Here is a 13,148-nt window from a genome sequence, read left to right as displayed (position 1 = left end):
GTCCCCGCAGGCCCCGCCGACCCCGCCGGCCCCGCCGGCCCAGCCAGCCCGCCGACCATCGCCACCGGGCCGTCGCCGACCGCGCGCGCCGCCGCGGCCAACAGCTCGACCGCTGTGCCGACGATCCCAGCCGCCACGGCGTCGTCGCCGGCGACCAGCACGTCGGGTGCGAACGATGCGACGGCGGCCGCGTCGGCGAGTTGGCCCGGCCAGGTGCCCGGTGGGCCGAAGCGGGCAACGGCGACGTCGAGCAGCGACGTCGCGGGGCCGCGGCCGTCGAATGCGCGCAGGGCCGCCCGCAGCCCGGCCGCACCGATCCAGCCGCCGCCGCCCTCGTCGCCCAGCAGCGGACCAAGGCCGTCGGCGGTGCGCAGTGTGCCGTCGGCGCTGATCGACAAGGCCACCACGCCGGTGCCGACGACCAGCACGGCGCCGGGACGCCCGCCCAGCGCGCCGGCGTGGGCGATGACGGCGTCGCTGGTCACCGCGACCCGCTGCACCCCCAGCGAACCCAGCAGCGTCTCGCCGAGTTCGCGGGCCGCCTCCGGCGCCCCCAGCGCCCCGGCAGCACCCACGATCACCTCTTCGACCCGACCGGTATCCAGCCGGCCGGCCGCGGCCAGGATCGCCGCCACCCCGGCCCGCACCCCGCCGGGAGCGGCGAGCCCCGGCGCACCCGGCCCCCGCACCCGCCGGCCGCCACACGCGGCCCGGCACCAGGTTTTGCCGAGGTCTACCGAGAGGATCACCGGACCGATGGTCTCACGCCACCCAACCGCACCGGCCCGGACCAGCTGGGACTGGCCGGTATCACTCAGGCCGCGATGCCGAGCTGGGCGTTGATCTGCGGCCAGTACCGCAGCCCGTCCAGGCTGAGCAGCACCCAGTCGTGGAACTGGCCGTTGGCCAGCACGAAGTTGATCGGGGCGTTCGTCCCGGCAGCGAAATCCTGCAGCCGGAAGACGTCGGGCGAGAGCATGTCGAGGTTGCTCGAATAGACGTATGTCGGCGGCAGGCCGCTGAGCAGCGCGCCGCCGTAGAGCGGGCTGACCATCGGGTCGGTCAGCGGCAGGCCGCCGGCCCACACCCGGCCGATCTGCTGCCCGAGCCCGACCGGCAGGATCGGGTCCTGGACGAAGCCGATGTTCGGGTTGGTCAGTCCGAGGTCCAGCCACGGCGACAGCAGGACCAGCGACGACGGCACCGGATCTCCGTTGGCGACCAGATGTTCGACCGCGGCCAGGGCGAGGTTGCCGCCGGCGGAGTCGCCGGTCACGCTGACATTGGCCGCCCCGTGCTGGGCGATCTGGGAGGAGATGAAGCCTGCCATGGTGGGGACCACCAGCCCGGCGGTGCCGCCCTCCTGCATGAGCGGGTAGATGGGCACCTGGTAGGTCGCGCCGGTCATGTGGGCGGTCACCGAGTAGTTGATCCAGTGCAGGAACGAGGGCGGGAAGATGAAGCCGCCGCCGTGGATGGCCACGACGTACTCCCCGGTGGGATTGGCCGGGGTGATCTGCACGACGCGCATGCCGTCGTAGCTGCTGTACTGCACCGTTTCGCCGAGTAGGAAGTTCAGCAGCGGCGGCGGGGAGTTGCCGATGAACCAGGACAGCGGCGGGATGTCGCTGGCGATGATCTGTAGCAGCGGACTGCCCGGGTTTCCCAGCTGGGCTTGCAGCCCGGTCAGGCTCAGCAGGGGCTGCACCGGATACATGGCGGCGGTTTCGAGCCGGTTGATCAGTGACGGGGTGCCGCTGAACCCTCCCGGCTGTGTTGCCGGGAACGGCGGCAGGGCGGGCGCGCCGAAGATCGTGGTGAACACGGTGTCGAACACCCGGCGGATTCCGGCGGCCAGCTCGCCGGGGATCTGCTGAATCTCCTGTCCGAGGGCGAACAGCGCCTGTTCGGAGGCTGCCAGCGGTGCCGCGCCGGCTGCCTCGGCGGTGCTGTAGACGCCGGCGGCCCCGGTCAGCTCCAGGACGAACTGTTCGTGAAACACCACTGCCCGGGAGCCCAGCTCCTGGTATTCCCGGCCGTGGGCGGAAAACAGGGCCGCGACGGCGGCAGACACTTCGTCGTCGGCGGCCACCAGCACTCCGGTGATGGCGCTCGCCGCGCCCCGGTTCGCCGCGGTGACCGCCGAACCGATCGACGCCAGGTTTCCGGCCGCCGCCGACATGGTTTCCGGGACCGCAAAGACATAGGACAACGCACCACTCCTGCACCTTGGGGGCACCCTCGCAGGGCGCCCGGCCGATTCCGGCCGCCGGTCTGGCAGCCTATGCGGACACACAGCCGTCCCGGGACGGTATGGCCGGAAACCCCGCGATTGCGGTGTATGTTCTGCGGAACAATGACCATTGCAGCATCACCCCCGGGCCCGCCCCGGATCGTCGACGGGGTGCCGGCCGCGCGCTCGCTTCGGCTGGTGTGGATTCTGGCCTTCGGATCGCTGATCGTGGGTTTCCCGTTCTACACCTACCTGGTGTTCGGCGCCGGCGCCGACCGGCACCTGATGGCCAACCCGCTGGCCGCCCAGGTGACCATCGCCTACTTCCAGGGCATCTTCGCCGCCTGGCTGCCGCTGCCGGCCCTGCGCCGCTGGACGCGATACGAGCGCCTGCAGGCCACCGTGCTGCCGTTCGTCATCTGCTCCTACACCACGCACCTGACCTGGGAGTTGGCCTGGCTGATCCTGCACAAACCGATCGCTGCGGCACGCGATCAGGCGTGGGCCTACCCCTGGTGGGGCTACATCGACGGCGGGGACCTGCGCTACCTGGACCCCACCGCCCATTTCCTGATGATCGAGGTGCTCTCGGTGATCAACGGCTGCATCGGCGTCGCCGGCCTGATCCTGCTGTTCAGGTCGAAGTTCGCCGACGCCCGGGGCACGCTGGCGCTGATGGCGACCGCGGTGACGCACACGGTTCTGACGTGGTACTACTACGGATCCGAGCTGATGGGTGGCCTGGAGAACGTGAACACATCCAGCTTCTTCGACGTCGGGGTGAAGTTCATCCTGCTCAACTCGCCGTGGCTGATCGCCCCCTGGTTCGTGCTGGCCTGGGGCTACCAGACGCTCAACCGTCAATCCGCGATTTAGCCGCCGGTATCAGTAGGCTTTCGGGCATGCCGTTCGCCAGCGGTGACGTGTTCGCCGGCTATGTGATCGAGCGTCTGCTCGGCACCGGAGGTATGGGCGAGGTCTACCTCGCCCAGCATCCCCGGCTGCCGCGGCACGACGCGCTGAAGATCCTGTCCCTGCCCGCGACGGACGACGCCGAATTCCGGGCCCGTTTCAACCGGGAGGCCGAGCTGGCGGCGACACTGTGGCACCCGCATATCGTCAGCGTTCTGGATCGCGGCGAGTTCAAGGGCCGGCTGTGGATTTCGATGGAGTACGTGCAGGGCACCGACGCGGGGCAGTTGGTGCGCAAACAGCACCCGGGCGGCCTGCCCGAACGCGATGTCGCCGAGATCGTGGCGGCGGTGGCCGATGCGCTGGACTTCGGCCATGAGCGGCGCCTGCTGCACCGTGACGTCAAGCCGGAGAACATCCTGGTCGCCGACGCCGAGGACGACCGGCGCCGGGTGCTGCTGACCGACTTCGGCATCGCCCGCCGGATCGACGACGTCAGCAACCTCACCGAGGTCAACGTCGCGGTGGGAACCATCAGCTATGTGGCGCCCGAGCAACTGCTGGGCAAGCCGCTCGACGGCCGGGCCGACCAGTACGGGCTGGCTGCGACCACGTTCTTTCTGCTGACCGGTGCGCCGCCCTTTCAGGACTCCAACCGCGCCGTGGTGGTCAGCCATCACCTCAGCACGACGCCGCCGCGGATATCCCAGCGCCGGCCCGAACTCGTCCACCTCGATACGGTGCTGGCCAAGGCGCTGGCCAAGGACCCCGGCCAGCGGTACCGAAGTTGCGTCGAGTTCGCCGAGGCCCTCGGGCAGCGGAGCGCCGGCCGGGCCGGCATCCTGGACACCGGTGCGCCGCGGGCGGCATCAGAGCCAGGCGCAGGGGCAGGGGCTCGTCCCATCACCCAGCGGCTGCAGCGGATGGTGATGCAGGGCCGCGCCCGCGGTCTCACGCGGCGCTCGGTCGGCGGGCAGGACGAGGTCGGAATTCTGTCGTTCGAGGTGGTCCCCTACGACCTGCCGGGCAACCGGCGCACCCCGCTTCCGGTGGAGATCCAGACCGATCTGCTGGCCGGGCAGCTGACCGAAGGGGACGAGGTCGAGGTCAGCGGCGTCTGGGACGGCGACATTCTCGACGCGGACACCGTCATCAACTTCTCCGCCCCCGAGCCCGCGCAACGCAGCAGCACCCCGACGCGCACCCCGCCGGGCCGGGACCGGCTCGCGAAAAGCGCTGCGCCCAAACGCAAGAGGCGCCGGGGCGTGCTGCTCGCCACTGCCGCCGCCGTACTCGCGGTCGTTGTGGCCGCGGCGGCATACTTCACCGACGGGTTCGGCATCTGGGCGCCCACCGGACCGGTCGTCAAACCCGTCAGCGCATCGGTGTTCTCCCCCGACGGCGCCCCGGACAATCCGGGCGACGCCAGGCTGGCCATCGACGGCAACCCGGATACCGCATGGTCGACGGTCACCTACCACGACGCCAACCCGTTCCCAAAGTTCATCGAAGGCATGGGGCTGATGTTGCACCTGTCCCATCCGACGGCGCTGAGCTCGGTGAGCATCGACGTATCCAGCACCGGGTCGCAGGTACAGATCCGCGCGGCCCGCTCGGCGCACCCGGGCAAGCTGGACGACACCACCGCGCTGACCCCGGTCACCTCGCTGCGTCCCGGGCACAACCGGCTGGCGGTGCGCGAGCGCACCGAAACCTCCGATGTACTGGTGTGGATCTCGGCCCTGGGCGCCACCGACGGGCGCAACCGCATGGCGATCTCCGACATCACCCTGCGGGCGGCTGGCTGAGGAGGTGCCGGCCGTCGGTCGGCGATGCCTAGACGATGCCGAGCTCGGCGTCGATCTGCGGCCAGTACCGGAAACCGCTGAGCGGGCGCAGGATCCAGTTGTGGCCCTGACCTTCGGCGAACACGAAATTGATCGGCACACCCTGGTTGGTCGCGGCCTGCTGCAGGGCGACGGCGTATTGCAGGGCCGAATCCCGCATGCCGGCGTAGACATACGTCGGCGGCAACCCGGCCAGCGACCCGTACAGCGGGCTCACCAGGGGGTCGGTGACGGGCAGGCCGCCGGCCCACGCCCGTGCGATCGGCCCGGTGCCCACATCCAGCCACGGCGACAGCAAAACCATGGCCTCGGGTACCGGCTGCCCCTGGCTCACCAGGTACTGGTTGGAGGCCAGCGCGAGGTTGGCGCCCGCGGAGTCGCCGAAAACGCTGACGTTGGAAGTCCCATACTGGGCGATCCGCGACGAGATGAGACTGGCCATGGCGGGTACCACCGTGCCGGCGGTGCCGCCCTGCCAAGCCAGCGGGTAGATGGGTACCTCGAAGGTTGCCCCGGTCTGGTATGACGTCGCCGAGTAGTAGATCCAGTGTCGAATCGACGGCCCCAGGACGAAGGCGCCGCCATGCATGGCGACGACGTGTTCACCGGTCGGGTTGGACGGGGTGATCTTCACGACGGTCATGCCCTCGGAGGCGCCGTACTCGACGGTTTGTCCGAGCAGCAGATTCAGCAGCGGTGGCGGGGAGTTGCCGGTGAGCCATCCCAGCGGCGGACGGGTGCCGTCGAGCAGCCCCAGCAGCGGGGCATTGGCCGCCTCGGCCCAAGAATAGGCCCCCGCGGCGTTGGCCAAACCCTGCACAAACTGTTCGTGCACCGTCGCGACCCGCGCGTTGAGGGCCTGATAGCCCTGGCCGTGGGCGGAGAATACGGCGGCGACGGCCGCCGACACCTCATCCTCGGCGGCCGCCACGACCGCAGAGGTGGCCGCCGCCGCACCCTGGCTCGCCGCCGCCAGCGTCGAGCCCACCGATGCCACATCGGCGGCCGCGGCCGACATCAGTTCCGGAGAAGCAGAAACGAAGGACACGGCAGCACTCACCTACCCCAGTTATCGCCGACGGCCGCTGGACTGCACCCTATCGACGTAGCCGGTGTCCGCGTGACGGTTCAGCAGAATTGCCTGCCCACGTGCCGCATCAGGCGGCGATGCCGAGTGCGGTGTTGATCTGCGGCCAGTACCGCAGGCCATCCAGGGTGACCAGCACCCAGTCGTGTACCTGGCCTGACGTCAGGCACAGTTGCCGGGTTCTTGGGGCTATTAGGGCTTTGAGCTGCCGATTTTGCTGTTCGGGTGGTGTGTTTCGGGGTGCTGGGCGGGGAGGTTCGGACGGTGTCGTAGGTGCGGAAGGCGCGCACGGCCCTGGGGCGCGGTGGCGGCGCGGGTCGCACGCGAAGACCGGGGCAAGGTGGTGATCCTGGCGCATCTCGGCTCGGCGCATACCGATGCTGAGCTGGGTATTCCGCTCGACCAGGCCCGAGGGATCGTTGCCGGCGGGCTGGCCGAGCCCGCGCGCTCGTGAGCGTAACGCCAAGGCGAAATCCAAAGCGTGAAATCGCAGCCCCGTTACGCTCGCGAACGACTCACAGCGCGCCAGGCGACCTCGTGGGAATATATCCGGATCATCGACTTCGCGCCGTGCAGCACTCTGGCCGTCGATTGCCAGTAGCGGCGGGCACTGCGGCATCAGACCCCGGCCAAACCTTTGCCTCCACCCGCTCCACCTACACGACCGCTGTTGTTTGCGCCGGTACCGCCGGCACCTGCGCCGGTGCCGCCGGCGCCCGGGGGGCCGCCAACCCCGGGACCCGCGGTGGTGCCCCCGGCACCGCCGGAACCTGCAGTGGAAGTTCCGCCGCCGCCGCCACCACCACCGCCGTCGCCGCCATTCCCGCTCGAGAGGGGGGGGTTCGTGCCACCCGCACCACCGACACCACCCTCACTAGAGATTCCGCCGCCGCCGCCACCACCACCTGCCCCGGCATTGCCGCGCGTTGTGCCGGCACCACCGACACCACCCTTACCTCCGTTGCCGCCCTCGCCGGGGGTAGTGCCGCCGCCGCCGCCGGTACCGCCAGTACCATCTGCCAGGCCGCCAGCACCCCCAGCACCTCCACCGCCGCCACCGCCGCCACCGCCGGCACCACCGGGGCCACCCGTTCCACCGGCGGCACTGGCCGTGCCGCCGTTTCCACCAACTCCGCCGGTACCGCCGACATCCGTGCCCGGACCGCCAGCGCCGGCACCACCACCACCACCGGCACCGCCGGGCCCACCTAGATCCCGACCCGCACCGCCGGTGCCGCCAGTGCCGCCTGTGCCGCCTGTGCTGCTGCCGGTGAGTTCTGGGGTACCGGCATGGCCGCCGTTACCGCCAATACCACCGGCAGCTCCAGTTCCAGTGGATCCCGACGTGATCGCACCGCCCGCACCCCCCGCGCCGCCGGCACCACCGAGATTCGTTTGCCCACCATCGCCGGCGTCACCTCCATCGCCGCCGCGCCCTCCACTCCCCGCAGTGCCACCATTGCCCGCGTTACCTCCCGCGCCGCCGGCGCCAGCAGTCCCCCCCCTGGCAGTGCTGCCAGTGACTACATCGGGCGTCTTGCCCTCACCACCGTCTCCGCCCCGGCCGCCATGTCCACCGGTGCCACCGTCACCGGCTGCACCCCCGTTGCCGCCGGTCCCGCCCGAACCGCCCCGATTGATCAATGCACCGTCAGATTCGTTGTCACCACCTTCCTGGGCGTCACCGCCATCTCCACCGGTGCCACCGTTACCAGCTGCACCGCCTTGGCCGCCGCTACCACCGTGACCTCCGTTGACCTCGCGAGCATCGATCTCGGGTGTACCGGCGCCGCCAGCTACGCCCCCGTCGCCACCTCGTCCGCCGGTGCCGTTGGCGCCGGCGGAACCACCTTTACCCCCGGTACCCCCATCGCCACCGGAATTTGCTTCACCATTGGTGCGGCTGCCGCCGTTGGCGGCATCCATGCCTTCGCCACCCTTTCCGCCGTCACCCCCCTGCCCGGAGTCACCCGCGCCACCGCCTTCGCCTCCTGGACCGCCGTTACCGCCGTGAACGTAGAGAATCCCCGGATCCTCGCCGTCGACAGATTTCCCACCTGCACCACCGTCGCCGCCCTGGCCGCCGGTTCCCGCTCCACTAACAGAACCGCCTTTACCGCCTCTACCGCCGTCGCCGCCCCCCAGGTGGGTGGTCCCTGAGGCAGGGGTTGTCGCATCTCCTCCAATACCGCCGGTGCCCCCGGCGCCTCCGGTGCCGGTCGGGCCGGCGGCGCCACCTTCACCGCCCGTTCCACCGTCACCCCCATCGCTGTGGCCCCCTTCGCCGTCGGAAGCGCCAGCGCCACCGGTGCCGCCTGCTCCACCGGTGCCGGATCCGCTGACGGCACCGCCTTTACCGCCGGCACCACCGTTACCGCCGTCAGAGTAGTTACTCCCAGAGGAGGTGCCGCCCAGGCCGCCCGGACCGCCGTCTCCGCCTCTGCCGCCGATAGCCTCCGCACCGCCGACGCCGCCCTCGCCGCCTTTCCCTCCGGTCCCCGCGTTGGTGCCGGTAGTCGCGTTGTCGCTGCCACCCTCTCCGCCGGCACCACCGTCGCCGCCCCTGGCTCCGTTGACATAGGTTCCGCCGGCACCAACATCACCGGCATCGCCGCCGTCACCGCCGGTTCCACCTTCCCCACCGTCGGGGCCGCCCATCCCCCCATCGCCGCCGTGACCCCCGACACCACCTTCACCCGCGGTGGTGTCGCCACCCGGCCCACCGTTGCCGCCATCACCACCCCTGCCACCCACGCCTCCCGGAACGCCGCTTCCAGTGGCGTCCGCAGCGTGGCCGCCGGCCCCACCCACACCGCCGTTGCCGGGGCCACCGCTGACACTGGCGCCATCGGCGCCTGCCGAGGCGCCCGCGGCGAACCAGCCGCTGCGTCCAGCCGCCCCACCGGCCCCGCCGACACCAGTGCCGCCTTCACCGCCGTTGCCGCCTTCACCGCCCTCACCGCCATCGAGGCTGGAAGTACCGTCGCTGTTCCATCCAGCCCCGCCGACTCCGCCGTTGCCGCCGTTACCGCCGCCGATGCCGCCGTTGCCGCCGTTGCCGCCCTGGCTGAACAGCAGGCCGCCGGTACCGCCGTTGCCGCCGCGGCCGCCCTCTCCGGAACCGCCGTTCCCGCCGACGCCACCGTTTTCACCCGTGCCGCCACCGGTGCCGAATTCATCGGTGCCGGTGGTGTTGGCTCGCCCGGCGGCACCGTCGGCACCGTGTCCGCCGCCGGCGCCGCCGTTGCCGCCGTCGCCACCGTGTCCGTAGAGGAAGCCGCCATGCCCACCATTGCCGCCGGAACCGCCGGCGGTGCCCCCGAGACCATCGGGGTCCGCTCCACCATGACCACCGGCACCCCCCGCCCCCAACAGCCACGCATCACCACCGGCACCCCCGGAACCCCCGGCACCCGCACTACCCCCAGCACCACCATCGCCATAGAAGAATCCCCCGTCACCGCCGACGCCACCGCCGCCACCATTGCCGTAGATCGCCCCGGCCCCACCAGCACCACCGGCTCCCAGGAGCCCGGCGCTACCACCATTGCCACCGAACGTTCCCGCACCCCCGGCACCACCCAACCCATACAAGAAGCCCGCATTACCGCCGGCACCCCCGGCACCACCCACACCGCCGGTGCCCCCGGCCCCACCGCGGCCGAACAGCCAGCCGTGCCCGCCGGCCCCACCCACATTCCCCAACCCGCCCGCACCCCCGGCACCGCCCTCCCCGGACAGCCAGCCCGCATTACCCCCGGCACCACCGGCACCACCGGCACCCCCGGCACCACCGGCACCCCCGCGGCCCCACAAACTCGCCGCACCACCCACACCACCCGGGGCACCCGCGGCGGTCTGCGAATACCCCGCACCGCCGTTGCCGTACAACCATCCCCCAGCCCCACCATTCACGCTGCCCGCGGTCCCGTCGGCACCATCACCGATCAACGGGCGCCCCGTGTAGGTCAGGAACGGCTCGTTGATGGGTGCGAAAATCTGCTCGGCCATGGTCTCCGCCGACAACGCCTCCGCACCGGAATACAACGACCCCGCACCGGCCAGCGACGACGCGAACGCCTGCTGAAACTCCGACACCTGCGCAGCCACACCCTGGTAGGCCACCCCGAACTCGGCGAACACCGCAGCCACCGCCGCCGACACCTCATCAGCACCAGCCGCCGCCAACTCCGATGTCACCGACGCTGCCGCGGCATTCACCTCATCCAGCGCCGCACCAATACCCGCCACCTGCGCCGCAGCAGCCGACAACACATCATCGGCAGAAACCACAACAAAAGACACCGCAATCCCTCCAGCAACTGTGCGTGTAGCTCACATACCGTCCCCCGCACCCTGCCCACTAGCGCTATACACATAGCGATGGCCGCGAGTTACGCCAAAGCAAGCTCTTACTGGCTAGATCCTAAGTAAACCATACATAATCTATGACTTAAACACTGTGATGCTTCCCGCCATGCAGAAATCCGACCTTGGAGTAAACCGATAGTAGGCACGCCGACGTCTGAACAACTCTGGATTTGATCCGCGGCTGCACACCAGTAACCAGGTGTGCACCGAATCGGGGGCGATCCAACCACGGTCCCACCCTCGTGACAAATGACAGCCACATGCTGTTCACTGAAACTCGTGAACGAACCCGCGCCCAGCGCCGACGTCGTCGTCGTGGGCGCCGGCTTCGCCGGGCTCACCGCTGCGCGCGAGCTGACGCGCCAGGGGCACGAGGTCCTGGTATTCGAGGGCCGCGATCGTGTCGGAGGGCGCTCCTTCACCGGCAGCATCGCCGGCCTGCCCGTCGACATGGGCGGAACCTTCGTCGGGCCCACTCAGGACGCGGTGCTGGCCCTGGCCGGTGAGATGGCCGTGCCCACCACCCCAACCCACCACCACGGAAAAAACGTGATCTTCTGGCGCGGCTCGGCGCGCACCTATCGGGGCACCGTTCCCCGGCTCTCGCTGACCAGCCTGCTCGATATCGGCCGTTTGCAATGGCAGTTCGACCGGCTGGCCCGCCGCGTGCCGCTGTCGGCGCCCTGGGAGGCCGAAGGAGCCAGAGAGCTCGACTCCGTATCACTGGGCCAGTGGCTGCGCGGGATGCGCGCCAGCGCCTCCTCCCGCGATCTGATGGCCATCATGTGCCGGGTCACCTGGGGCTGCGAGCCCGATGACGTGTCGATGCTGCACGCCGCCCGCTACGTACATGCCGCGGGCGGCCTCGACCGGATGCTCGACACCGAAAACGGTGCCCAGCAGGATAGGTTTCCCGGCGGCACCCACCAGATCGCCCAGAAGATCGCCACCGAACTAGGCTCCCGCATCGTGCTGGACGCACCGGTGCACCGCATCGAACGCCACGGCGGGGGCGTCACCGTCATCGCCGACAAGAACCGCGCCGATGCCGGATTCGTCATCGTCGCCGTCCCCCCCGCCCAGCGCGCCGGCATCGAGTTCGATCCCCCACTTCCCCGCGGCTACACCGAACTGGCCCGGAACTGGCCGCAGGGTCGCCTCAGCAAGGCCTACGCCGCCTATCCGACCCCCTTCTGGCGAGCCAGCGGATTCTCCGGGCAGGCACTCTCGGACACCGGCCCGGTCTTCATCACGTTCGACGTCAGCCCCGGCGACGACGGCCCGGGCATCCTGATGGGGTTCGTCGACGCCCGCACCTTCGACACACAGCCCGCCGAGCAGCGCCGCCACGACATTCTGCGCTGCTTTGCCTCGCTGTACGGCGACCAGGCGCTCGAACCGTTCGACTACACCGATCACTGTTGGGGAACGGAGGACTTCTGCCCCGGAGGGCCCACCGCCGCCGTCCCACCGGCCTCATGGACAACCTACGGCAGGCTGCTGCGCGAACCGGTCGGCCCGATTTTCTGGGCCGGCACCGAGACTGCCGACGAGTGGACCGGCTTCTTCGACGGCGCGGTCAGATCCGGCCTGCGCGCGGCCGGGGAGGTCGACGCCCGGCTATGAGCCGCTCGCGCAGGCGCGGGCGTTCGTCGCCGTCGCCGAGTCGGCGAGCACACGGAGCTGGCGATTCACCTCGCCGGGCTGCTCCAGCATCGAGCAGTGACCGCCGGACAACTCGACCAGCCCGACCAGGTTGGGCAGTTCACCGGCGATCCTGCGGGCCTGGCCGATCGGTGTCAGCCGGTCGTGTTCGCTGCCGATGACCAGCGTTGGCACCGTCAGCCCGTCCAGGCTGAAGTGGTCCGAGTCGACCTCGCCGATCAGCATCCGCGCGCAGCCGCCACGCCCGACCGGAGAGGTCTCCGCGAAGAGTTGGTAGACCAGCTTGACCACTGCCGGGTGGGTTTTTGCACCGGTGGCCATTTTCGAGACCATGTATTTGGTTGGCGCGCTGACCGCGCCGGGCAGGGGCAGCCCGCTGACCGCGTTGATCAGCGTCCGGCCGGCGACCGCCCTGGCCGAGGACAGCCCGCGGGGCACCGACAGCAGACGGATATTGGTGAGCAGATCGCCGCTGGAGGTGTTGATCAAGGCCACGGCGTCGGCGCGGCGGGCGACATTGTGGCGGTGGCGCATCGACCACGCCTGGATTGTCATACCGCCCATGGAGTGGCCCGCGATCAGTGCGCGTTCGCCCGGGGCCAGGGTCGCCTCCAGCACGCAATCGAGGTCGGAAGCCAGGTGCGCGATGCTGTATGCGTCATGACGGGGAACGCCGCTGCGCCCATGACCGCGGTGGTCGTAGGCAATCACCCGAAAATCCCTGGACAGGTCGGCGATCTGGTAGGCCCAGGCCCGGATGGCGCAGACGAAGCCGTGGGTCAGGACTATCGGGTAGCCATCCGGCGGACCGAAAACCTCCGCGTGCAGCGGCGTGCCGTCGGCGGCGCGCACCTTGACCGTGCGACCCTCGGGAAGGACGCGGCCCTCCGGCAGGCCATCGGCCAGCGCATTCGCCGACCCTTTGGCATGGGTGGTCCGTCCTGCTGTCATTGTCGCTCCCTTGGCTACGGCATCGTTGACGCGCTGTGGATCTCCGCGAGCATACCTGATCGAAACGTGTCATCCACCACAA

8 protein-coding genes and 2 pseudogenes are annotated in these 13,148 nt (G+C 70.2%); 4 read left to right on the top strand and 6 right to left on the bottom strand.

The features are described from left to right. Together ACK5M9_RS01930 and ACK5M9_RS01925 are read right to left on the bottom strand one after the other, a co-directional pair. Positions 1-749: BadF/BadG/BcrA/BcrD ATPase family protein (locus tag ACK5M9_RS01930; RefSeq protein WP_416891521.1), on the bottom strand; the 749-nt coding region annotated here is incomplete at its 3' end. Between the two features lie 65 nt (positions 750-814). After that, a complete protein-coding gene (locus ACK5M9_RS01925; RefSeq protein WP_416891520.1) occupies positions 815-2,212 on the bottom strand; it encodes a PE domain-containing protein in 1,398 nt (465 codons plus the stop codon). Positions 2,213-2,356: 144 nt separating this feature from the next. On the opposite strand from ACK5M9_RS01925, the gene ACK5M9_RS01920 reads away from it, so the two are divergent. Both ACK5M9_RS01920 and ACK5M9_RS01915 read left to right on the top strand, forming a co-directional pair. After that, positions 2,357-3,109, top strand: a complete 753-nt coding sequence (locus ACK5M9_RS01920) for a hypothetical protein (protein WP_416891519.1) — start codon at positions 2,357-2,359, stop codon at positions 3,107-3,109. 26 nt (positions 3,110-3,135) lie between these two features. Continuing rightward, a complete protein-coding gene (locus tag ACK5M9_RS01915; RefSeq protein ID WP_416891518.1) occupies positions 3,136-4,953 on the top strand; it encodes a serine/threonine-protein kinase in 1,818 nt (605 codons plus the stop codon). 28 nt (positions 4,954-4,981) lie between these two features. Here the strand turns inward: ACK5M9_RS01915 and ACK5M9_RS01910 are convergent, their stop codons facing one another. Both ACK5M9_RS01910 and ACK5M9_RS01905 read right to left on the bottom strand, forming a co-directional pair. Next, positions 4,982-6,052: a PE domain-containing protein gene (locus ACK5M9_RS01910; protein WP_416891517.1), complete on the bottom strand. Its 1,071-nt coding sequence runs from the start codon at positions 6,050-6,052 to the stop codon at positions 4,982-4,984. Positions 6,053-6,149: 97 nt separating this feature from the next. Beyond that, positions 6,150-6,245 (bottom strand): annotated as a pseudogene (locus ACK5M9_RS01905) (hypothetical protein); the annotation flags it as partial. A gap of 107 nt (positions 6,246-6,352) precedes the next feature. On the opposite strand from ACK5M9_RS01905, the pseudogene ACK5M9_RS01900 reads away from it, so the two are divergent. Next, a pseudogene (locus ACK5M9_RS01900) lies at positions 6,353-6,509 on the top strand (IS1634 family transposase); the annotation flags it as partial. A gap of 188 nt (positions 6,510-6,697) precedes the next feature. Here ACK5M9_RS01900 and ACK5M9_RS01895 read toward each other — a convergent pair. After that, the gene (locus ACK5M9_RS01895; RefSeq protein ID WP_416891516.1) at positions 6,698-10,384 is read right to left on the bottom strand and encodes a PE family protein; all 3,687 of its coding nucleotides are present in this window, start codon (positions 10,382-10,384) and stop codon (positions 6,698-6,700) included. A 345-nt stretch (positions 10,385-10,729) separates the two neighbouring features. Here ACK5M9_RS01895 and ACK5M9_RS01890 point away from each other — a divergent pair, with 345 nt between their 5' ends. Further along, the gene (locus ACK5M9_RS01890) at positions 10,730-12,076 is read left to right on the top strand and encodes a flavin monoamine oxidase family protein (protein ID WP_416891515.1); all 1,347 of its coding nucleotides are present in this window, start codon (positions 10,730-10,732) and stop codon (positions 12,074-12,076) included. Here the strand turns inward: ACK5M9_RS01890 and ACK5M9_RS01885 are convergent. Beyond that, positions 12,071-13,066 carry an alpha/beta fold hydrolase gene (locus ACK5M9_RS01885; RefSeq protein ID WP_416891514.1) on the bottom strand — a complete coding sequence of 332 codons (996 nt, stop codon included), beginning with the start codon at positions 13,064-13,066 and terminating at the stop codon, positions 12,071-12,073. The genes ACK5M9_RS01890 and ACK5M9_RS01885 overlap by 6 nt on opposite strands. Positions 13,067-13,148 lie beyond the last annotated feature (82 nt).

Source organism: Mycobacterium sp., assembly GCF_047975165.1.
Taxonomy (GTDB): Bacteria; Actinomycetota; Actinomycetes; order Mycobacteriales; family Mycobacteriaceae; genus Mycobacterium.
The sequence above is the reverse complement of the archived record's forward strand: the minus strand, read 5'-3'. Positions and strand labels throughout refer to the sequence as shown.